We start from the raw sequence: 20962 nt of genomic DNA on the forward strand, positions 1-20962 counted from the left end.
AGGTCTCCCACACACGGCTCGGCACTTTGGGCCCATCGCGCGATTTCGTAAAGAGCGTAGGGCTTGCGCCCGGGGCCCCGCGCCCGAGACTCTCGAGCCATGCAGCAGCGCGAGCGACAGGGGTCGGTCGACACGACGGTCGGATACGAAGTGCCGCGCGCGAGCGATCGCCCACCGCTCGCGCTCGGCGAGACCGCCGCCGACGCGAGCCTCCCCGGCGCGCTGCACGCGACGGTCGCGCTCGGCGAGACGCTCGCCGCGCCGCTCCCGGAGGTCGCCGAGGGGGCGAGCGCGCCGCGCGTCACGTCGACGTCCACGTCGGTGCTGCCGCGCGTCGAGGCGGAAGGGAAGGGCGTGCGCCTCGTGCCCACGAGCGGTCCGCGATATCGCACCGTGCGCTCGCTCGGCGAGGGCGGGATGGGCGAGGTCGCGCTCGTCGAGGATCGCGACATCGGTCGCAACGTCGCGATGAAGCGCCTGCGCGCGACGTTCGGTCAGGGGCCCGCGGTGGTCGCGCGCTTCGTCGACGAGGTGCGCACGATCGGCAACCTCGAGCACCCGAACATCGTGCCGATCCACGACGTCGGGGTCGACGAGAGCGGTCGCTACTTCTTCGTGATGAAGTACGTCGACGGCGAGACGCTCGAGTCGATCGTCACGCGCTTGCAGGCCGGCGATCCGCGCGCGATCGCCGATCACGGCATCACGCGCCGCGTCGAGATCTTCGTCGGCTTGCTGCGCGCGCTGCAGTACGCGCACGCGCGCGGCGTCGTGCACCGCGACGTGAAGCCCGCGAACGTCATGATCGGCCGCTACGGCGAGGTCGTGCTGATGGACTGGGGTGTGGCGCGGCCCATCGCGAAGGTCGGCGCGCACGACGACGCGCAGCGCATGAGCCCCGACGAGATGCGCGCGACGCCCTCGCGCGCGAGCGAGACCCACGCGGGCGCGCTGATCGGGACGCCGCTCTACATGTCGCCGGAGCAGGCCGCGGGGAAGAACGACGAGCTCGACGCGCGCAGCGATCTGTACTCGGCGTGCCTCGTGTTCCACGAGCTGCTCGGCCTGCGTCACTACCGCAGCAGCACGAGCGGCTCGCTGGGCGAGCTGCTCGAGGCCATCCGCGCGCAGGAGCCGGAGAACGTCCACACGATGTTCCCCGCCCATCCCGCGAACCCGCAGGGCATCCCTGCGGAGCTCGCGCACTTCTGCCGCCGCGGGCTCGCGCGTGATCCCGCCGCGCGATGGCAGAGCGCGGAGGAGATGATCGCGGAGCTCGAGGCGATCCTCGAGGGACGCTGTCGCGTGCAGTGCCCGGTGACGTTCATGAAGCGGTCGACGCGCGAGATGGGCCTCTTCGTCGATCGACGCCCGCGCTTCGCGATGGGCGCTGCGATCGTCACCGCCCTCGTCGTGCTCGGGCTAATCGCGAACGCGCTGCGTGATCTGATCCTCTGATCGCTGTCGCGCGCGCCGCGCTCGTGAGGCGCGCTCGTCACCGAAACGATCCATCGCCGTCGACCCCGGGGACGATCTCGGTTCGGTGCGAGGCCACGCCGAACGGGCGGGTCTCGCGCGGCCGCGCTCGCTCGGATCGGGCCGCTCCGACACACGCTGCGCCTCTTGCGACGCAGGGGACACGCGATGCCACTCGCGCGTCACACGTCCGCCACGGACGCCTGCGACAACGCGCCGCGTCCGGAGGGGTTCGCCACCGGAGGAGACGAATGCTCGACGACTTCGGCAAGAGCGGTTCCGGAGGGCGCGGTCGGTTCGGCCTCTCGCTGGGCGCGTCCGTGCTCGTGTTCGGAGCGATCAGCGGCGCGGTCGTCGCGGCCAGCGCGATGGTGCGTCAGGTCGTGGTCGAAGAGGAGCTCGTGCAGGTGGAGTTCGCACCACCGCCCGAGCCCGCTCCCGAGCCGCCGCCGCCACCGCCGCCTCCCCCGGTCGAGGTCGCGACGCCTCCGCCGCCCGACGCAGCGCCGGCGCGCCTGGGTCGTCCGCGACCCGAGCTCCAGCAGCCCGACGAGATCCCCGACGAGCGCCCCGAGGAATCGGATGCGCCCCTCGCGCCGCCCGACGATCCGTTCGGACCGGAGCAAGAAGGCGACCCCAACGGCACGCCGGATGGTGTGATCGGCGGTGTTCCCGGCGGCACCGGCACGGCGGTCGTCGCGGAGCCCACGCCCGCTCCGGCGCCCCAGCCCGCGCGCCCGCGCGGCCCGCAGCGCGTGATCGAGGGCTCGACGCCGCCGCAGGTCGATCGCGAGGAGATCGCGCGCAACTTCGACATCCCCAGCGAGGTCCGCACCGCGGGCATCGCGCGGATCACGGTGGTCGTGCGCGTGACGGTCGCGGAGGACGGACGCGTGATGCGCGTCGACGTGCTGCGCGGACACCCGCTGATCCCGAACGAGAACATCGTGCGCGCGGTCGAGCGCAGCAGCTTCCAGCCTGCTCGCCTCGCGGACGGATCTGCTTACTCCGCGATTCACACGCTCCCGATCACCATCGCAGTCACGCTCTGACGCGACTGGCACGCTGACTCCGACTCTCCGCTCACCCGAGGTATCAGGATGAACATCAATCTTCTCGAGCTCTGGCACGAGATGGGGCTCCCGGTCCGGATCGTCGTCATCGTGCTGACGCTGCAGGCCGTGGCGAGCATCGCGGTGGCGATCGATCGCCTCGTGCTGCTCTTCCGCTCGCAGGCCGTCTCGCGCGCGTTCGCGACGAAGGCCGCGCCGCTGATGGATCAGGGCGAGTGGAGCCGCCTCTTCGACGAGGCCAGCAAGGCGAAGGGGTCGCACCTCGCGCTGGTGCTCTACACCGGGCTCAAGGTCTTCCTCGACCGCAGCAAGGCCGGCGACGCGCCGGAGCGCGCGGCCGAGCTCGCGCGGCGCGCGATCGAGCGCAAGGGCGAGTCGACGTCCGACGAGCTCAACCGCGGCCTCAACGTCCTCGCATCGACCGGCTCGACCGCGCCCTTCGTCGGTCTGCTCGGCACCGTGCTCGGCATCATCAACGCGTTCCAGATGATCGCGGCGAGCGGCTCGGGCGGCATCGGCACGATCGGCGCGGCGATCGGCGAGGCGCTGATCGTGACGGGCTACGGTCTCTGTGTCGCGATTCCGACCGTGCTCGTCTTCAACTGGATCTCGGGTCGTATCTCGCGGTTCGAGATGGGCCTCACGAACGCAGGCAGCGAGCTCGCGGATCGCCTCGAGGTCAGCGAGCCGGTGAGCACCTATCGCGAGAGCGGCACGCGCCGCGCGCCGACTCCGTCGGAAGAGCTCGCGACCGCCGAAGCCGTCTGAGCGACGACTCGCACGCACGGAGCACGCAGCATGAAGCGCTTCGGTGGAAAGCGATCGCGACCGAGCCCGGCGATGAACGTCACGCCGCTCGTCGACATCGTCCTCGTGCTCCTGATCATCTTCATGGTCGTCCTCCCGAGCATGGAGAACGACGCGCCCGTCGACCTGCCGAGCATCTTCCACGTCGACGAAGATCCGCGCGGCCGAACGGATCCGATCACGGTCTCGATCACGGCGGATCGTCGCTTGTTCCTCGAGCAGGACGAGATGCCGCGAGACGCGCTCGAGTCGCGACTGCGCGAGATCCACGCATCGGAGCCGACGCGCCGCGTGATCCTGCGCGGCGACTCGACGCTCCGCTACGAAGAGGTCCGCAGCCTCTTCCGCATGTGCCAGCAGATCGGTCTGCCGGGCGTCTCGCTCCGCGTGGGTGAGCGCGGCGGCGAAGGCGAGAGCGAGGGCTGAGCGATGGCGTTCGAGGTCTCCAGCGGCAAGGGCGGGAAGAAGGGGCGCAGCAAGCCCGACATGAACGTCACGCCGCTCGTCGACGTGGTGCTCGTGCTCCTGATCATCTTCATGGTGATCACGCCGATGCTCGCGAAGCAGTTCTGGATCCACCTGCCGAGCGAGCCCGAGGAAGCGGAGGCGACGCCGCCGCCGCCCAGCGACGACGGACCGCCGGTCGTCACGGTCGACGCGGCGGGTCGCGTGCTGATCAATCGCGACGAAGTGCCCCTCGCGCAGCTCGAGACGCGCCTGCGTCGAGTCCTCGCGGCGCGCGGAGACCGAACGGTGTTCTTCGACGCGCAGAGCGACGCTCCGTACGGCCGCGCGGTCGAAGTGCTCGACACGTGCCGCGGCGCCGGCGCGACGACGATCGCGGTCGCGACCGAAGCGCTCGCCGACGCGCGCTGAACGCAGAGCTCCCGCTGTCTATCCGGTTCGCGGACTGATCGCCGCGACGTCTATCGATCCACCTCCGAGGTTCCATGCGTGCCGTCGTGAATCCGACGCTCTGGGCGAGGTGTGTCCTCGCAATTGTGACGACGCTCTGTGTCACGACTCCCGCGCTCGCTCAGAGCGACGAAGTCGGTGACACGCCGGTGACGCCCGAGGACGAAGCGCCGCAGGACGAAGCGCCGCCCGCCGAGGTCGCTGCACCGGACGACGCAGCGATCAGCGAGGCCGAGCAGGCGGAGATCGACGCCGCGCTCGCCGAAGACGCGCCGCACTGCAGCGGCACCGGCGTCGAAGGCGTGGTGCGCGACGCGCAGACGCGCGAGACGATGATCGAAGCGCCGGTGATCGTCGTCGGTCGCGGGGCTCGCGTCCTGACCGACTACGACGGTCGATTCGCGATCGATCTGCCGCCCGGCACGTACTCGCTTCGCTCGTATTACGACCTGTACCAGCCGACGCGCGTCGACGACGTCGTCGTCACGCGCGGTGAGTGCACGACGATCGAGCTCGAGCTGAGCTCGGAGACGACCACGGGCGAGGAGATCGTGATCGAGGTCCGCGCGGAGCGCGGCACCGCCGCGTCGCAGCTGCGCATGCGGCGTGAAGCAGTGGGCTCGCAGGACGCGATCTCCAGCGAAGAGATCCGCCGCGCGCCGGACAGCACGGCGAGCGAGGTCGTGCGCCGCATGGTCGGTGTCACGACCCGCGACGACTTCGTCTACATCCGCGGCCTCGGGAGCCGGTACGTGAGCACGATGCTCAACGGCGTCGTCGTGCCCAGCACGGATCCCGACGTTGCGGGTGTGCAGCTCGACATCTTCCCCGCCTCGCTGCTCGAGAGCGTGACGGTGCGGAAGACGTTCACGCCGGACGTGCCCGGCGCGTGGGCCGGTGGGCTCATGAACATCCAGACGCAGAGCTACCCGACGGATTTCCAGCTGCGCCTGAACCTGAGCTTCGGCATCAACTCGGAGAACTCGTTCCAGGAGACGCTCGGATATCAGTCCGGTGGTCTCGACTTCCTCGCGTTCGACGACGGAACTCGCGCACTGCCCGATCTGGTGCGCGACACCGATCTGCAGTCGCGCGACATCACGGGCGACCAGCTTCGCGATGCCTCGATGTCGTTCCCGAACACGTGGGGCGTGGGCGAGCGCACGTCTTGGCCGAACCTGAGCGGCGGATTCAGCATGGGCGACACGGTCGACATCGACGGTCATCTGCTGGGCTATCTGGTCGTCGCGGGATATCGATATTCCGAGCGCCCGCTCCCCGACATCATCGCGTCGGTCCAGCTCCGCGATCCCGAAGATCCGGATTCGGTCACGCTGCGTGAATCGCTCCAGCAAGACGGCGTGCGCCGCGTCGCCCAGCTCAGCGCGCTGGGCACGGTCACCTATGAGCTCGCCGAGCACCACAACGTGACGCTCGTCGGCCTGTTCAGTCAGAACTCCGACGACTTCGCTGCGATCATCTCGGGCCGTAGCGAGACGACGAACTCGGACATTCGCGATTTCCGCATCTCGTGGGTGCAGCGGACGCTCGGATTCGGCCAGCTCCTCGGCGAGCACACGCACCTCTTCGGGACCTCGCGGCTGAACTGGCAGCTCAACCTGAGCAGCGTCCAGCGCGACCAGCCCGACCTGCGTGATCTCCGCTACGTGATCAGCGAGGAAGGGGTCGCGCGATGGGCTCCGAGCGCGTCGAGCGGCCAGCGCTTCTACTCGACTCTCGACGACGTCACGTACGGCGGCGGGCTCGACATAACCGTGCCGTTCGAGCACTTCGAGGCGCGGTTCGGAGGCCTCGCGAGCCGCACCGAGCGTGACTTCCAGACGCGCCGTTTCAACTGGCGCCTCTCGTTGAGCGCTCCGCCCGAGACTGCGCTCCTCCCGCCGGAGGAGCTGTTCGGCCCGCAGAGCCTCGAGAGCGCACTTCGCATCGCCGAGACGTCCCGCGACGACGACAGCTACTACGCGTCCCAGACGCTGCTCGGGGCGTATGCGTCGCTCGAGTGGCGCCCGATCTCGGCGCTGCGGATTGCCGGCGGCGTCCGTGCTGAGTCGTTCCGCCAGATCGTCGAGTCGCGTCCCGTCTTCGCCGGGCCCGACGACGAGATCACCGGAACGCGGCGTACCGACGTCGACCCGCTCCCGTCGGCGTCGGTGGTAGTCGAGCCGATCAGCAACATGTTCGTCCGCGCCTCGTACGGAGGCACGGTCGCGCGCCCGCTCGTGCGTGAGCTCGCGCCGTTTCTCTTCGTCGACTTCGTCCGGCGCCGCACGATCACTGGCAATCCCGATCTCGAGCGCACCTACATCCACAACTTCGACCTTCGATGGGAGTGGTTCCCGTCGGAGAACGAAGTGCTCGCGGTCTCCGGGTTCGCGAAAGTGTTCGAGAGCCCGATCGAGCAGACGATCGTGACGAGCGCGGGCGATCTCAGCTACTCGAACATCGCGGGCGCGGAGAACTACGGGGCGGAGATCGAGGCGCGGGTGCACCTCGGCCACATCGTACCCCAGCTCGACTGGATCAGCGTCGGCACGAACGTGACGCTCGTCTACAGCCGCGCTCGCCTCACGGACGAGCAGCGGAATCAGGCGACGAACAGCGAGCGTCCCCTCGCTGGACAGCCGCCCTACGTCATCAACGTGTCACTCGGCTTTACGCCTCCCGATACGGGCCTTTCGTTCTACGCCTACTACAACGTCTTCGGCCCGAGGCTGGAGGATGTCGGGCTCCAGGGCATTCCCGACGTGTATCAGCAGCCCTGGCACACGGTGGACGCGACGATTCGTTGGGACGTCGACGACACCTTCGGACTCTCTCTGTCGGGTCGGAATCTGCTCTTCCAGCGGATCGACCTCACCCAGGGCGGGTTCGTCGTCACGGGTTATCAGCCCGGGACGACCGTGGTCCTCAGTGCGTCGTACTCCCCGTGATCTCGCGCGGGAGTCGATTGTGACGGTCTCCAAAGAAGGCGAGAGATAAAGACATGAGGAAGCGACAGTATCTTGCGACGGTGCTCGCGCTTGGCTTGATGGGGGCCGGCGGGCTGATGGGCTGCGGCGACGACGACGGTGGCGACGGCACGCCGGACTCCGGCCGCGTCGACGGTGGGAACGACCCGGTCGACGGTGGCGGCGACGAGAACGACGGCGGCAACACCCCGGAATGCGGTGAGCAGGGCGAGACCACGGTCTCGGGCGACATCAGCACCAACACGACCTGGACCTGCGCGAACGAGTACCGCCTCACCGCGCCGGTGTTCGTCACGAACAACGCCGTGCTCACGATCGAGCCCGGCACCCGCATCCTCGGGGACGACGGCTCGCACCTCGTGATCACGCGCGGCGCGCGTCTCGTCGCCGACGGCACCGCCGAGGCGCCGATCGTGTTCACCTCGTCGCGCGCGGAAGGCTCGCGTGGTCGCGGCGACTGGGGCGGCGTGGTCCTCCTCGGCCGCGCGCCGATCAACGTCGAAGGCGGCGAGGACAACATCGAGGGGCTGCCCGCGACGGAGGAGCGCGGTGTGTACGGCGGCACCGACGCGGCGCACAACTGCGGCACGCTCCGCTACGTCCGCGTGGAGTACGCGGGCGACGTCATCGGCGAGGACAACGAGCTGAACGGGCTGACGCTCGGTGCGTGCGGCACCGGCACGGTCGTGGACTACGTCCAGGTCCACAACGGTCTCGATGATGCGTTCGAGATGTTCGGCGGGACGGTGAACCTCCGCCACGTCGTCGCGTCGAGCATGGACGATGACGGTCTCGACTGGGACCAGGGCTACACCGGTAGCGTGCAGTTCGCGATCATCCAGCGCGGCAACTCGTCGTCGGCGGATCCCAACGGCATCGAGGCGGACAATCTCCGCGCGTCGCCGGCCGCCGCGCCGATCTCCGAGCCGACCGTCTACAACCTCACGGTCGTCGGCGCGAACAACGCCGCAGTGACGAACAGCGTGGGTATGGTCCTCCGCCGCGGCACCCACGGTCACATCTTCAACGCTATCGTGGTCGGCTTCGGCGAGGCCGGCGTCGAGATTCCGGCGACCGTCGACCCCGACGGGGACGGCCCGCTGCCGGCGATTCCGGATCCCAGCGCGGCGGCGGCGGCGAGTGGTGATCTCGAGGTCGAAAATTCGATCTTCTTCAACAACGGAGTCGCGTTCTCGAGCGGCGCAGCGCAGACCGCGTTCAGCATGGCGGGCGCGATGAACCAGACCGAGACGAACCCGATGCTCTCGATGCCGTACAACCTCACGGCGCCGAACTTCGCTCCGGCGGCGGCGCTCACGAGCGGTGCGGCGACGCCGGCGGGCACGGGCATCGACGCGACGGCCACGTTCATCGGCGCGATCCGCGACGCGGCGAGCGACTGGACGCAGGGCTGGACGGCGTACCCCGCGGAGTGAGCGAGTGAGCTGCACTCGCGCGCGAGTGCAGCGTGCGAGAAGCCCCCGTGAGCTGTGCTCACGGGGGCTTCTTCGTTCCTCGCGAGATTCGTACCCGGATGTCATCGAGGCCAGGGCCTCCGGTTCGCCGACGCAGGCGCTATTCCGATGCGCCAGATCTCGTCGAGCCGGAGATTGATTCGCGAAGCGCGCGAGCATCTGCGCGCCGGCCCGTCGTGACCGGACAGCTACGCCGGAGACATCGCGACGCCATGCGCGGAACCTTCAATTGGGGCCCAACCTGGAGGAGCCACAGTGACTGAAGCGATCTGTCGAAGCTCTCTCGTGCGCGCGATCGCGGTGCTGTCCATGTTCACACCGGGCTCTGCGGAAGCGCAGTGCGATGTCCTCGACCTGTCCGCGAGGACGAATGACACGCTGGTTTTGCTCGGGCGCTATCAGCAATGCACGCCTGCATCGGGTGGCGGCGTGACGTGCGGGTCCACGTCGAGCCTGGGCGCATGCGTGCTGGACGAGGTGACGGGTACGGTGGAGTTCTTTCGGATTGTCTCGACAGACGACCCCGTCGTGGCCGATTCCGGGTTCGACGTGATGTGCGGCTTCGCCGGAGACGATTCGCTACGCGGAGACCTCGACGATTCGTCCGATGCGTTCGAATGCATGTACGGAGGCGCCGGCAGCGACGCGCGCTGGGCCGACTGGCGGATCTCGTACACACCGAATGACTGGGATCAGTCGAGTGACTGTGAGACCAATCGAGGCGGCCTGCCCGTGTTCACCGCCGGCTGCGAAGCCTTCGCGGCGCTCTGCCAGGCGGAGCGCGCACCCGACTTGACGAGTCGATTCTACTGATTGTCTGGCCGACTCGGTCGCCGCCGGTGAGCATCGGGCGGCGATCGAGCCGGCCAGTCGGCGCGAGCGCAGAGGGTGTCGCAGCGGCGATTCGTCAGCCACGCTCTCGCGCCACCTGGGCGCGAATCAGGAATCCCACCAAGAACGCACCGGCGACGATCGACCAGAACGTGACCGGCTCCGGCAGGTGCTCGAGCCCGTTTTCGAGGTTCATCCCGAGGATCGCGCCGAGCGCCGTGATCGGTAGGAACAGCGCGGCGATCATGTTCAGTCGGTGGGTCTGCACCGAGATGCGCTCCGACAAGCGCGCTTGTTCCTCCGCGCGCTTCGCCACCATGAACTGCATCTCTCCCTCGGCCTCTTCGACGAGCAGCTCGACCGCGCGCTCGACCTCGTACGCGAGATCGCGGATCGGCAAGACGCGATCGTCCTCGGGGAGAGTCTCGCGGAGCTGCGCGAGCGCCTGGTACATGTGCCGCGCCGCGCGCTGGACCGGGCGCGCCGCGCGCACGACGGCGAGATAGTCTTCGGCGCGACACGCCTTCGCGAGCTGCTCCTCGAGCTCGTCGACGTACTTCGCGTAGCTCTCGACGTGCGTCTGCAGCGTCACGATGTCGTCGCGACCGGGCGCGCAGCGCCACTCGCCCTCGACGTCGCGCCAGAAGACGACTGCGTGGCGATCGGGGTCGGCGTCGCGCGGCACCTGGTGGAGCAGCAGGAGCACGTGCCCCTCGTGCGTCATCAATCGCTGTCGCCCTGCGCGCGGGCCGACCTTCTCGCGGAGTCGAGCGGGGATGTTCCAGACTTCGGGGACGATACGGGCCATTCGGCGCGCATCGTAGCTCGTCACCGCAGGACGTCGTGGCGCTCGAGGAACGCGCGGATCTCGCCCCAGTAGTCGAGATCGACGGGCGGGAGATCGTTGTGCCCGGCATCACACGCCACGAGCACGCTCCCCGGCAGCGCGCGCTGCAGGCGCTGCCCGTGCGCGAACGGGATCACCGTGTCGTGGCGACCGTGGAAGAGCAGCACCGGCGCGCGCGTGCCGCGCAGAGAGCGGATCGTGTCGAAGGGGTCCGAGATCAAGAACGCCGGCGCGCGATAGAGCTCCCACGCGACCTCGGACACGCTCGTGAACGTCGACTGCAGGATGATCGCGGCGGGTGACCGCTCGCGCGCGAGCTGCGCGACGGCGCCCCCCCCGAGCGACACGCCGTGGAGCACGACGCGCGACCGATCGACGTCGGGACGCGCGATCGCGCGGTCGTGGAACGCGACGAGATCCTCGCGGATCGCGCGCTCGCTCGGCGTGCCCGCGCTGCGCCCGTAGCCACGATACTCGGGCAGCAGCACCGACACGCCCATCCTTCGGTAGTGCGTGAGCCAGAGCGGGAGTGGATCGATCACCTCCGCGTTGCCGTGCGCGTAGATGACGAGAGGGCCGGGCGACTCCGCGGAGACGCCATCGCCCGGGATGAACCACGCCTCGACGGGACCTTCGTCGCTGTCGTGCCACCAGCGCTCGAGGCCGGGCACGCGCGCTGCGATCGCCTCGTTCGTCGGTGCCGCGTCGGGGTGGAAGAGCAGCGCGCGCTGCAGTCGGGTCGCGAAGCCGAAGATCATGAGCGCCACCACGATCGCGCCGATCGCGAGCCCGCGCACGAGCCTGAGGAGGAACGATCGCATCTCGCAGAGCCTCCGTTGCTCGTGTACGCGCGACCCCGCTCGCGCCATGTCGAGCTCGACTCGTTTCGCAGCGGTGTCGTCACCTTTTCACCAGGGCCAATTCGTCGCGATGTCGCGGGCGATGACCGTCCCGTGGCTTGTGGAGCGCGCGAGGATGCCGCTTATTGATCGAGCATGAGCGCCGCAGTTCCACGTGGAGTCGCGGAGTCGGATCACGCGCCCGCCACGGCTCATCGTTCCTCTCCGATCGCGCAGAAATACGAGCTGCTACGCGAGATCGGGCGAGGCGGGATGGGCGTCGTGCACGAGGCGATCAACACGTGGACGCACCGTCGCGTCGCGCTGAAGCTCATGCACCCCGGACTGCCACGCACGGTCCAGCGGAGGCTCTTCGAAGAGGCACGCACCGCGTCGCGCCTCTCGCATCCGAACGTGGTCGACGTCCTCGACATGGGCGCGGCGGAGGACGGCTCGCTGTTCCTCGTGCAGGAGCTGCTCGAGGGCGAAGACCTGCACGAGCGGCTCGATCGCGTCGGACGGCTCGCCGCGTCCGAGGTGCTGAGGGTGTTCCTGCCGGTGATCGACGCGCTCGCGTCCGCCCACGAGCTCGGGATCGTGCACAGGGACGTGAAGCCCTCGAACATCGTGCTCGCGCGCGACCCGCGCGGCGTGCTCGTGCCCAAGCTCGTCGACTTCGGCATCGCGAAGCGGGTCGACGACCACGCGTACACGCGCATCACGCTCGACGGAACGCTGCTCGGCACGCCTCACTACATGGCCCCCGAGCAGATCCTCGACGACGAGGTCGGACCTCCCGCGGACGTGTGGTCGATCGGCGTGTGTCTCTACGAGGCGCTCACCGGACGCGTGCCCTACGAGTCCACGCAGCTGCACCTCTTGCTGCGCGAGATCTCGGGGCTGGACGCGACGAGCCCGCGCCTGCTCGTGGGTGTGCACGACGCGTTCGCGAGCCCGATCCGCGCTGCGCTCTCGATCGAGCCCGCGCTGCGGCCCACCATGCGCGAGCTCGCGACGATGCTCGCGTCGATCGGCGACGCCGACGACGTGCGCACGGTTCCGCCGCCCGCGGGCTACCACTCGCTCGACGAGCTCGACGACGACGACGATTCCGACCCCACGGTCGTCGAGCTCCAGCGCGTCAGCGTCCCGAGCGTGCAGCGCGTCACGATCGACGAGAGCGGGCCCATGCGCGCGGCGCTGCGCATCGGGATCGTGAACGACGCGCGCGACCTCGACTCGGTGCAGCTGCGCGACGCGTTCCGATCCGCGCTCGATCGGGCATGCGAGATCACGCGCTTCCGCAGCTACGCAGAGCTCGTCGACTCGGTGGGCGAGGGCGACGTCGATCTCGCGTGGCTGCCGCCGGTCGCCTACGTGCGCGCGGCGCGGCTCGGCGCGGTGCGCATGGTGGTCGCGGTCGAGCGCGACGGCCGCGCGCAGTACGCGTCCGCGCTGCTCGGTCGGCGCGGCGCCGTGTCGTCGTACGCCGACGTCGCGGGCCGCCGCGCGGTGTGGGTCGACAACTGGTCGGCCGCTGGATACCTCGTGCCGCGCGCGCTGCTGTGCGAGCACGGGATCGATCCCGATCTGGCGCTGCGATCGCAGGGATTCGTGGGCTCCTACGAGGCGGTGCTCGATGCGCTCGCGGCGGGCACTGCCGACGTCGGTGCCGCGTTCTGCACGGTCGGCGCGGACGGCGAGATCGTCCGTCGACCCTGGTCCGAGGCGCACGGTGTGAGCGTCATCGACGTCAGCGCACCGATCCCCGGCGACACGTTCTGCGCGTCGGCGCTGCTGCCCGAGGACGTCGCGCGCGAGGTGCTCGCGTCGCTCTGCGACGAGGTCGCGACGGCGCCGCTCGTGAAGCTCGTGGGCGCCGCGCGTCTCGCGCCCGGGATTCCCGAGCGCTATCGCGGGCTCGAGCGTGCGCTTCTCGTCGGTCGATCGGAGCCTGGTGTCGCGGCCGTGGAGCACGAGTGACAGCGCGGTGTCGCTCGCCACGCCAGCGTCGATGTCGCACTCCCACGCTCGTCGCGCTCGCATCGTGAAGAATCGGCGAACGACTCCGATCCTTCATCGCGCCCCTCCGAGTCGACTACGACGGATCCCCGCTCCAGTCGTCCATCGCGACCGCGTGTCCGGAGACTCGAGCGGCGCGACGCACGTGGACGAGTGACACGCAGTCACTCGTCCATGCCACAATAGACGTCCTCGAGCGTCCGCGGGACGCACTGTCCGGTGCGGCACACGAGCGACGCGCACGCCTCGTCGTTCACGCAGAACGCGCCGTCCGCCTGGCGCGGCTCGCAGCTGCCGGTGCCGAACACGCCCGCGCAATAGAGCCCGTCCTGACAGTCCCAGGTGAGCAGACAGCGCTCACCCTGCGCGCGGCGCGCGGAGCACTCCCACGCCGTTCCGTCGTACACGCAGCTCTGATCGTCGCGCTCGCACGAGAAGATCGGCGCGACGTCCTCCGCGCTCGGTGCGTCGCAGCGCTCGCCGCCAGGCACGGTGCCCGCGAGCACCGACTGGAACCCGGTGCGCTGCAGCAGCCAATCGCTCAGCGCGAGCGAGCACGTGTCGATCAGCGCGTTGCCCTCGGCCGCGACGCGTGCAGCAGCGTCCGCGTCGTAGCCCGTGCGCGGATCGGCTGCGAGCGTGCCGAAGTCCTGCGCGCAGCGCGCAGCCGCGGGCCCGAGACACGCCTCGATGTCCGCGCCTGCCGCGCTCGGACAGCACTCGACGAGCCCGCGGCACGCGACCTCGGCGAACACCGAGCAGAACTCGCTCGCGGGGATCGGATCACGGTGCTCGCTCGTCGCGTTCACCACCGAGCACCCGCCGAGCACGAGCGACACGAGCGCGAGCGACACGAGCGCGATCAGGCGCATCAGAACCGCGCTCCTGCTGCGATCCCCGCGCCCTCGGGCGACATCCACGGCGCGACCGCGACCTGCGGCGCGCTGCGCTCGGGCGGAAACGCGAAGAGGAACGTGATCCCGAGCGCGCCCGCGACCGCCGCGGCGATCCAGCTCGCGTCGGCCGCGACGTTGAGCGCCTCGAGCGTCGACACGCGCTCGGCGCTGCAGAAGCGGCCCGCGTCGCGCCCACAGCTCGACGCCAGCGACTGATCCTCGAGCTCCGACGCGATCGCGAGCCCGCCGAACGCGAGGAGCAGCACGCCGCCCGTGACCAGCATCGCGATCGCCGCGGCCGGCGGCCGCGTCTCGATCGGCTCGGGCGGTGGCGTCCGCGGTGTCGCCGGCTGCGCGTCGAGCGCGAGCGGCACGTCGCCCGCGCTCTCTCGCGCGTCGTCGATCTGCGGCTGCGTGCCCGCGTCCATGCGCGCGACGCGCTCGCGCAGGCGCACGATCCGCTGCTCCATCAGCGCTCGCTGCTCCGCCGTCATCGTCGCGCGCGCGACGTGCTGCTCGAGCGCCTCGAGCGCCTCGCGCGGTCGCCCCGCGCGCTCCTCCGCGAGGTACACGTTGAAGAGCAGATCGGGGTCTCCGAGCAGCGCATACGCCGCGCGGAACTCCGACGCCGCGGTCTCGTAGTCGCCCTGATCGAACGCGGTCGACGCGACCTCGAAGCTGTGACGCGCCTCGGCGATCTCCGCGTCGGTGGGCTCGCGCGCTGGAGCCGCTTCCTCCTGCGCGGATGCGCTCGCGGACACCATCGAGAGCGCGACCGCGAGGCCCAGCGCGGCGTGCGTGCGCATCATCGCGCGATCCTATTCGGACGCGCGATCGTGGGTCAACGAAGCGCGCTCCGGATCTCAGGCGTCGAGCGCCGCCGAGTCGTCGTCGTGCGCGCTCGCGTCGCGCCCGAGCTCGGCGCGCGCGAGCCGCACCGAGAACGTCGTGCCGTGCCCGAGGCGGCTCTCGACCGAGACCTCGCCGCCCATGCGCTGCGTCAGGTGCTTCACGATCGCGAGCCCGAGGCCCGTGCCGCCCTGCTCGCGCGAGCGCCCCTGATCGACGCGATAGAAGCGCTCGAAGATGCGCGAGAGGTGCGACGCCGCGATGCCCGGGCCGCTGTCGACGACCTCGACGCGCGCGGTGTCCGCGTCCTTGCGGAAGCGCACCACCACGCGCCCGCCCGAGGGCGTGTACTTGATCCCGTTGTCGACGAGGTTGAGCAGCACCTGATCGAGCGCGCGCTCGTCACCGCTCACCGGCACCGCGTCGTGCGTCGCCTCGATCCCGAGCTGCACGCCCTTGTCGCTCGCCTTCTGCTCGAGCGACGAGAGCACCTTGCTCGCGATCGCGAGCGGATCGATCGGCTCGAGCTCGAAGCGCGCGTCGGGCGACTCGGAGCGCGAGAGCTCGAGGAGGTCGTCGACGATGCGCTGCAGGCGGATCGCGTTCTCGACGATGTTGCTCACGAAGCGCTTCGCGATGCGCGGCTCGTCGAGCGCTCCGTCGCGCAGCGTTTCCGCGAACCCACGGATCGCGGTGAGCGGCGTGCGCAGCTCGTGGCTGGCGTTCGCGACGAAATCCCGCCGCACCTCGTCGAGACGCCGCACCTCGGTCACGTCGCGCATCACGACGATCGCGCCGGCGCCGTCGGGGAGCGGCGCGACGTGCGCCGAGATGATCTTCACGTCGAGCCGGAAGACGGCCTTGCTGCGCTCGCCGCGCAGCGCCTTCGACACGGCTTCGTGCAGCTCCGCGCTCCGGATCGCCTCGATGCACGCGCGCCCGAGCCCCGCGCTGCCGGACAGGCCGACGAACGCGGCGTTGCTGAGCACGACGAGGCCGTCGGCATCGGTGACGAGCACCGCCTCGTCCATCGCGTCGAGCATCACGCGCAGGCGCGACTCCTCGGCGCGCACGGCCTCGAGGCGCTCCGCGAGCTGATCGGCCATGCGATCGATCGCGCGCCCGATGCCGCCGATCTCGTCGTCGCGGCGCGAGCGCACGCGCACCGCGAAGTCGCCGCGCGCGAGCGCGTCGGACGCGTGACGCAGCTCGGCGATCGGCGTCACGAAGCGTCGCGCGATCAGCTCCGCGAGCACGACCGCCACGATCGCGGCGAGCACGCTCGCGAACACGAGCACGTCGCGCATCGCGCTTCGTGTCGCCGCGTCGGCTGCGACGTTCTCCGCATAGATCCAGCTCGCGCCGACGACGAGCACCGCGCCTGCGAGCGTCGCGATCAGCAGGCGTGCGCGGATGCTGTGGAGCACGTCGTTCGCTCGTCGACCGTGCGCGTCACTCGCGCATCACGATCAGTCTGCCCGGAGACGATAGCCGACGCCGCGCACGGTCTCGATGTAGTCGCGCGCCGCACCGAGCTTCTCGCGGAGCCGCTTGACGTGCGTGTCGACGGTGCGCGTCTCGATCCCCGGCGCGTAGCCCCAGACGCGCTCGAGCAGCGCGTCGCGCGTCTGTACGCGACCGGGACGGCTCGCGAGATCGTAGAGGAGCTTGAACTCCAGCGCGGTGAGCGGGATGTCCTCGTTCTCCACGACCACGCGATGCTGCGGGACGTCGATCTCGAGCAGGCCGATCAGGATGCGCTCCGTCGGCGTCGCCGCGGTCGGCGTCACCGCGCGTCGGAGCACCGCGCCGATGCGCAGCACCAGCTCGCGCGGGCTGAACGGCTTGACGATGTAGTCGTCGGCCCCGAGCTCGAAGCCGACCACCCGATCGATCTCCTCGCCGCGCGCGGTGATCATCATGATCGGGATCGACGAGGTACCCGCGTCACGGCGCAGCCTGCGACAGACCTCGGTCCCCGCCACGTCGGGCAGGTTGAGGTCGAGCAGGATGAGATCGGGCCGTTGTCGCCGGATCTCGGCCAGCGCCGTGTTGCCGTCACGCGCGGTGACGACCGTGTACCCACTCTGGCGGAGGTTGTACTCGAGCAGCTCGACGATGTCCGCTTCGTCGTCGACCAGCAGGATCCGCTCGCGCATTCCGGGTGCCGACACTGACGGAGGAGCGTAGCAGCCATGTGACGAGCACGTGGCCGGAGCGAAAGGGATTCGCCCGCCGGTGACAACGGCACCCACCTAGCCGAAAAAGCAGGGTCTTTGCGAAGGTCCGAGGGGCGCGCTACGTGTCGGCCCCCTCGGAGGTCCCATGGCGCTGTCGGTCGGGATCGTCGGTCTGCCCAACGTCGGCAAGTCGACGCTCTTCAACGCGCTCTCGTCGAAGCAGGCGGAGGCCGCGAACTACGCGTTCTGTACGATCGAGCCGAACGTCGGCATCGTGCCCGTGCCCGATCCGCGCTTCGACGCGCTGGTGAAGATCGTGCAGCCGGAGAAGACGGTGCCGGCGACGGTCGAGTTCGTCGACATCGCGGGCCTCGTGCGCGGCGCGAGCAAGGGCGAGGGCAAGGGCAACGCCTTCCTCGCGAACATCCGCGAGTGCGACGCGATCGCGCACGTGGTGCGCGCGTTCGAGGACGAGAACGTCCTGCACGTCGACAACCGCGTCGATCCCCTCGCGGACATCGAGACGATCGAGACCGAGCTCGCGCTCAAGGATCTCGACACCGTGCAGAAGCGGCTCGACCGCGCGCGCCGTCAGAGCAAGGGCGGCAGCGCGATCGAGAAGAAGGCGATCGAGGTCACGGAGGCGCTCGAGAAGCTGCTCGATCAGGGCAAGCCCTCGCGCCTCTACGACCCCGGCGACGACGAGGACAAGCAGAACATCGTCCGCGACCTCGCGCTGATCACGCGCAAGCCGATCTTCTACGTGTGCAACGTGAAGGAGGATCAGCTCGCGGTGGGCGAGAAGGACCCGCTGGTCGCGCGCGTGAAGGCGCACGCGGACTCGGTGGGCGCGCCGCTCGTGGTGATCTGCGCGAAGATCGAGGCCGAGATCATGCAGCTCGCGCCCGAGGATCGCGCGGACTTCCTCGCGTCGGCGGGGCTCGAGGAGCCCGGGCTCAACGCGGTGATCCGCACCGGGTACCGCATGCTCGACCTCATCACGTACTTCACGGCGGGCAAGCAGGAAGTGCGCGCCTGGACGATCAAGCGCGGCACGAAGGCGCCGGGCGCGGCGGGCAAGATCCACAGCGACTTCGAGCGCGGCTTCATCCGCGCGGAAGTGATGTTCTGGGAGGATCGCGTGAGCCTCGGCACCGAGGCCGCGGTGAAGGCCGCCGGCAAGATGGGGATCGAAGGGAAGGAGTACGTCGTCCGGGATGGCGACGTGATGCACTTCCGCTTCAACGTCTGATGCGGTGAGCGTGCGCTCCGTGCGCGCGCTCCGCCGCGGCTCGTTCGGGAAACGCGCCCCCTGGGCTCTCCGCCTTCCGTGCCTATTTCTCGGCGCACGGGGGTCGTCGCATGGCGCGGGGCGGTGGCGCGCTCGGGGCTGCGGGGATGGTGCTCGTCGCGGTGCTCGCGACGATGATCGAGCCGCGATCGGGGCATGCGCAGACGGCGCCTGCCTCGCGCGGTGTCACCGAGCGCGTGCCGGCGCGTCCCGCGGCCACGATCACGCCCGCGGCGCCCACTCCGCGCGCTGCGCCGCGTCCCGTCGAGAGCGAGCCGCCGCCGGTCGAGCCTCCCGACGCGGGCGCGATCCACGAGCTCTGCGCGGAGGGCTCCGACGCGCTGTGGCGTGGCCGTGTCACCGAGGCCGAGACGCTCGCGCGCCAAGCGCTGCGCGCGATCGCGTCGACGCCGAGCGCGAGCGCGCCCGGGCGTCACGCGCGCGCTCGGTGCGAGGCCCTGCTCGGTCGCGCGATCCTCGCGCGGGGCTCGCGCGAGCCGCGAGTGCACGCCGAGGCCGCGGGCGCGCTGCGTCGCGCGTGGTCGCTCGAGCCGAGCCCGGATCTCGTGGACGATCTCGTCGCGTCGCACTGGCTCGGCGCGGAGCCCGCGTTGCCCACGCTCGATCGAGCGTCGCGCACCGATGCGCCCGCGGAGCGCGCGGCGGCGCGCGTGGTGCGCGGCGAGGCGCGACGCATGACGACGCTGCGCTCGGTGCGCGTCGCGGGCGGCACGACGTGGAGCCTCGTGCTCGCGCAGGGCGCGCGCTCGGCGCAGATCGTCGCGGTCGGATGTCGCTCGCTCGGCGCGTGCAGCGCGGAGGTGCTTGCGGACACGTCGCGCGAGTCGGTGCGCGTCGCGACGTTCGGGTTCGTGCCGTCGCGCGGCGGCGTGGCGCTGGTCGTCGAGCTCGATCGTGCGTGGGCGCGCGGAGGCGCCGCGTGGGAGGGCACCACGCTGCACCTGCGCTGGTGGCGGTCCTCGGGACTCGACGGCTGGAGCCTGCTCACGCGATCGCGCACGCGCGCGTGGTGTCGCGAGGCGGGGCGGCGGCCCGAGCCGATCGACGTGCGCGCGCGGTTCTCTCGCGCACGCGTCGCGTTCCGTCCGATCGGTGAAGCGTCGATCGAGGCGATGGAGCGCTGGACGGGGTTCCGCGATCCGGCATCGATCGCGTGCGAGCGCTGCTGGGTCGCGGGGCTCGTCGCGCCCGAGCCGCCGATCGACGCTTGCGGAGGCGAGGGCGGGTAGAACATGGTGCGGCCGATGCCGCGCTTCACGCAGAACGACGCCGAGTGCCGGGTCTACACGTTCAAAGAAGGCCTGCTCTCGCCCATCGCGCACGACCTCGAGATCGCCGTCGATCGCTTCCACGTCGAGTGGGACGACGCGCGCACGCGCGTCGAGGCGCGCTTCGAGGCGACGAGCCTGCGCGTGATCCACGCGATGAAGGACGGCAAGCCCAGCCCGGGCGCGCTCTCCGATCGCGACAAGAAGAAGATCGAGTCGAACATCCAGGACGACGTGCTCGAGACCAAGCGGCATCGCGACGTCGTGTTCACGTCGAGCGCGATCGAGCCGGAGGGCGACGGCTACGTGATCCGCGGCGCGCTCGAGCTGCACGGACGCAAGCGTGACGTGCAGGTGCGCGTGGCCAAGGAAGGCGCGAAGTGGGTCGCGACGACGACGCTGCACCAGCCGGACTTCGGCGTCACGCCGTACAGCGCGATGATGGGCACGCTGCGCATCCAGCCGGACGTGCGCGTGCGCGTCTCCGCGCCGGCGTGACTCAGCCGCAGGTGCGGTTCGACTGACACGTGCCGGGCGTGCCGTTGTTGCGCCGGCAGGGCGAGCCCCACGGGCAGTCCTCCGCGTCGGCGCAGTCGACGCGCGTGTCACCGTCGTTGTCGATGCGATCCGTGCAGATCGTCTCGCGGCGTGCGCCGCCGGCGCAGATCGCGCCGGGACCGGCGGAGCGTGCGTCGCAGTCCGGGTCGGCGCAGTCGGTGCGCGTGTCGCCGTCGTCGTCGATGCCGTCGGTGCACGACAGCTCGCTCGTCGGACCGGCATCGGGCGGACCCGCATCGGGCGGACCCGCATCGGGCGGACCCGCGTCGGGCTCGCCGGCATCGACGCCGGCGTCGATCTCGGTTCCCGCATCGGGCTCGCCCGCGTCGACGCCTGCATCGATCTCGATCGCGGCGTCGATCTCGATCGCGGCGTCGATCTCGATCGCGGCGTCGATCTCGATCGCGGCATCGATCTCGAGCGCGGCATCGGTCTCCACCGCGGCATCGATCTCGTCGGTCGCGGCGTCCGAGCCGACCTGCGCGTCCATCCGCGCGCCACCGTCCGTGCTGCCGGCGTCGCTCTCGTCGCCCGACGAATCGCCGCACCCCGCGAGCCACGAGAGACCGATCACGATCACGAGCGTCCGAACCGCCTTGGACATCGCGCGCGACTCTACCGGAA

19 protein-coding genes are annotated in these 20962 nt (G+C 70.3%); 12 read left to right on the top strand and 7 right to left on the bottom strand.

All coding sequences use genetic code 11. The features are described 5' to 3' along the window. Nucleotides 1–99: 99 nt before the first annotated feature. The 8 genes from DB32_RS09910 (at nt 100) to DB32_RS09945 (ending at nt 9549) form a co-directional block, all read left to right on the top strand. Nucleotides 100–1458, top strand: a complete 1359-nt coding sequence (locus tag DB32_RS09910; RefSeq protein WP_053232179.1) for a serine/threonine-protein kinase — start codon at nt 100–102, stop codon at nt 1456–1458. 269 nt (nt 1459–1727) lie between these two features. After that, nucleotides 1728–2528: a hypothetical protein gene (locus DB32_RS46560; RefSeq protein ID WP_053232180.1), complete on the top strand. Its 801-nt coding sequence runs from the start codon at nt 1728–1730 to the stop codon at nt 2526–2528. A gap of 48 nt (nt 2529–2576) precedes the next feature. Further along, complete coding sequence (locus tag DB32_RS09920) at nt 2577–3317, top strand: MotA/TolQ/ExbB proton channel family protein (RefSeq protein WP_053232181.1); 741 nt, start codon at nt 2577–2579, stop codon at nt 3315–3317. Nucleotides 3318–3347: 30 nt separating this feature from the next. Next, nucleotides 3348–3782, top strand: a complete 435-nt coding sequence (locus DB32_RS09925) for an ExbD/TolR family protein (protein ID WP_053232182.1) — start codon at nt 3348–3350, stop codon at nt 3780–3782. Between the two features lie 3 nt (nt 3783–3785). Beyond that, nucleotides 3786–4232, top strand: a complete 447-nt coding sequence (locus DB32_RS09930) for an ExbD/TolR family protein (RefSeq protein WP_053232183.1) — start codon at nt 3786–3788, stop codon at nt 4230–4232. Between the two features lie 74 nt (nt 4233–4306). Continuing rightward, complete coding sequence (locus DB32_RS09935) at nt 4307–7222, top strand: TonB-dependent receptor domain-containing protein (protein WP_083457281.1); 2916 nt, start codon at nt 4307–4309, stop codon at nt 7220–7222. 53 nt (nt 7223–7275) lie between these two features. Further along, complete coding sequence (locus DB32_RS09940; protein WP_157068907.1) at nt 7276–8697, top strand: hypothetical protein; 1422 nt, start codon at nt 7276–7278, stop codon at nt 8695–8697. A 294-nt stretch (nt 8698–8991) separates the two neighbouring features. Beyond that, nucleotides 8992–9549 carry a hypothetical protein gene (locus DB32_RS09945; protein ID WP_157068908.1) on the top strand — a complete coding sequence of 186 codons (558 nt, stop codon included), beginning with the start codon at nt 8992–8994 and terminating at the stop codon, nt 9547–9549. Between the two features lie 94 nt (nt 9550–9643). On the opposite strand, the gene DB32_RS09950 is transcribed toward DB32_RS09945, so the two are convergent. Together DB32_RS09950 and DB32_RS09955 are read right to left on the bottom strand one after the other, a co-directional pair. Next, the gene (locus tag DB32_RS09950; RefSeq protein WP_157068909.1) at nt 9644–10375 is read right to left on the bottom strand and encodes a CorA family divalent cation transporter; all 732 of its coding nucleotides are present in this window, start codon (nt 10373–10375) and stop codon (nt 9644–9646) included. 20 nt (nt 10376–10395) lie between these two features. After that, a complete protein-coding gene (locus DB32_RS09955) occupies nt 10396–11235 on the bottom strand; it encodes an alpha/beta hydrolase (RefSeq protein ID WP_053232188.1) in 840 nt (279 codons plus the stop codon). A 174-nt stretch (nt 11236–11409) separates the two neighbouring features. Between DB32_RS09955 and DB32_RS09960 the strand changes: the two genes are divergently transcribed. Then, on the top strand, nt 11410–13236 hold the full coding sequence (locus tag DB32_RS09960) for a protein kinase domain-containing protein (protein WP_075097493.1): 1827 nt from the start codon (nt 11410–11412) through the stop codon (nt 13234–13236). Between the two features lie 203 nt (nt 13237–13439). On the opposite strand, the gene DB32_RS09965 is transcribed toward DB32_RS09960, so the two are convergent. From DB32_RS09965 to DB32_RS09980, 4 genes are read right to left on the bottom strand one after another with little or no spacing between them, the layout of a single operon-like run. Beyond that, nucleotides 13440–14147: a hypothetical protein gene (locus DB32_RS09965; RefSeq protein ID WP_053232190.1), complete on the bottom strand. Its 708-nt coding sequence runs from the start codon at nt 14145–14147 to the stop codon at nt 13440–13442. Beyond that, nucleotides 14147–14980, bottom strand: coding sequence for a tetratricopeptide repeat protein (locus DB32_RS09970; protein WP_053232191.1), 834 nt, complete (start codon nt 14978–14980; stop codon nt 14147–14149). The genes DB32_RS09965 and DB32_RS09970 overlap by 1 nt, the downstream gene beginning before the upstream one ends. Before the next feature lie 54 nt (nt 14981–15034). Next, complete coding sequence (locus DB32_RS09975) at nt 15035–16447, bottom strand: sensor histidine kinase (protein ID WP_053232192.1); 1413 nt, start codon at nt 16445–16447, stop codon at nt 15035–15037. 42 nt (nt 16448–16489) lie between these two features. Further along, nucleotides 16490–17275: a response regulator gene (locus DB32_RS09980; protein WP_275935464.1), complete on the bottom strand. Its 786-nt coding sequence runs from the start codon at nt 17273–17275 to the stop codon at nt 16490–16492. Nucleotides 17276–17345: 70 nt separating this feature from the next. Between DB32_RS09980 and ychF the strand changes: the two genes are divergently transcribed. The 3 genes from ychF to DB32_RS09995 all read left to right on the top strand — a co-directional run bounded on the left by ychF (nt 17346) and on the right by DB32_RS09995 (nt 20278). Beyond that, the gene (gene ychF / locus DB32_RS09985; protein ID WP_053232194.1) at nt 17346–18452 is read left to right on the top strand and encodes a redox-regulated ATPase YchF; all 1107 of its coding nucleotides are present in this window, start codon (nt 17346–17348) and stop codon (nt 18450–18452) included. Nucleotides 18453–18562: 110 nt separating this feature from the next. Continuing rightward, nucleotides 18563–19741, top strand: a complete 1179-nt coding sequence (locus DB32_RS09990; protein ID WP_157068910.1) for a hypothetical protein — start codon at nt 18563–18565, stop codon at nt 19739–19741. Between the two features lie 3 nt (nt 19742–19744). Beyond that, nucleotides 19745–20278, top strand: coding sequence for a YceI family protein (locus DB32_RS09995; RefSeq protein ID WP_053232196.1), 534 nt, complete (start codon nt 19745–19747; stop codon nt 20276–20278). Between the two features lies 1 nt (nt 20279). Here the strand turns inward: DB32_RS09995 and DB32_RS10000 are convergent, their stop codons facing one another. After that, nucleotides 20280–20942 carry a hypothetical protein gene (locus DB32_RS10000; protein ID WP_053232197.1) on the bottom strand — a complete coding sequence of 221 codons (663 nt, stop codon included), beginning with the start codon at nt 20940–20942 and terminating at the stop codon, nt 20280–20282. Nucleotides 20943–20962 lie beyond the last annotated feature (20 nt).

Source organism: Sandaracinus amylolyticus, from assembly GCF_000737325.1.
Lineage (GTDB): Bacteria > Myxococcota_A > Polyangia > Polyangiales > Sandaracinaceae > Sandaracinus > Sandaracinus amylolyticus.

What these genes read in the sequence shown, in the direction of transcription:
- DB32_RS09935 (WP_083457281.1), top strand. Translation starts at nt 4,307, where the DNA reads ATGCGTGCCGTCGTGAATCCGACGCTCTGGGCGAGGTGTGTCCTCGCA.
- DB32_RS09960 (WP_075097493.1), top strand. Translation starts at nt 11,410, where the DNA reads ATGAGCGCCGCAGTTCCACGTGGAGTCGCGGAGTCGGATCACGCGCCC.
- DB32_RS09910 (WP_053232179.1), top strand. Translation starts at nt 100, where the DNA reads ATGCAGCAGCGCGAGCGACAGGGGTCGGTCGACACGACGGTCGGATAC.
- DB32_RS09950 (WP_157068909.1), bottom strand. Translation starts at nt 10,375, where the DNA reads ATGGCCCGTATCGTCCCCGAAGTCTGGAACATCCCCGCTCGACTCCGC.
- DB32_RS09920 (WP_053232181.1), top strand. Translation starts at nt 2,577, where the DNA reads ATGAACATCAATCTTCTCGAGCTCTGGCACGAGATGGGGCTCCCGGTC.
- DB32_RS09965 (WP_053232190.1), bottom strand. Translation starts at nt 14,147, where the DNA reads ATGCGCCTGATCGCGCTCGTGTCGCTCGCGCTCGTGTCGCTCGTGCTC.
- DB32_RS09995 (WP_053232196.1), top strand. Translation starts at nt 19,745, where the DNA reads ATGGTGCGGCCGATGCCGCGCTTCACGCAGAACGACGCCGAGTGCCGG.
- DB32_RS09940 (WP_157068907.1), top strand. Translation starts at nt 7,276, where the DNA reads ATGAGGAAGCGACAGTATCTTGCGACGGTGCTCGCGCTTGGCTTGATG.
- DB32_RS46560 (WP_053232180.1), top strand. Translation starts at nt 1,728, where the DNA reads ATGCTCGACGACTTCGGCAAGAGCGGTTCCGGAGGGCGCGGTCGGTTC.
- DB32_RS10000 (WP_053232197.1), bottom strand. Translation starts at nt 20,942, where the DNA reads ATGTCCAAGGCGGTTCGGACGCTCGTGATCGTGATCGGTCTCTCGTGG.
- DB32_RS09955 (WP_053232188.1), bottom strand. Translation starts at nt 11,235, where the DNA reads ATGCGATCGTTCCTCCTCAGGCTCGTGCGCGGGCTCGCGATCGGCGCG.
- DB32_RS09990 (WP_157068910.1), top strand. Translation starts at nt 18,563, where the DNA reads ATGGCGCGGGGCGGTGGCGCGCTCGGGGCTGCGGGGATGGTGCTCGTC.
- ychF (WP_053232194.1), top strand. Translation starts at nt 17,346, where the DNA reads ATGGCGCTGTCGGTCGGGATCGTCGGTCTGCCCAACGTCGGCAAGTCG.
- DB32_RS09930 (WP_053232183.1), top strand. Translation starts at nt 3,786, where the DNA reads ATGGCGTTCGAGGTCTCCAGCGGCAAGGGCGGGAAGAAGGGGCGCAGC.
- DB32_RS09925 (WP_053232182.1), top strand. Translation starts at nt 3,348, where the DNA reads ATGAAGCGCTTCGGTGGAAAGCGATCGCGACCGAGCCCGGCGATGAAC.
- DB32_RS09970 (WP_053232191.1), bottom strand. Translation starts at nt 14,980, where the DNA reads ATGATGCGCACGCACGCCGCGCTGGGCCTCGCGGTCGCGCTCTCGATG.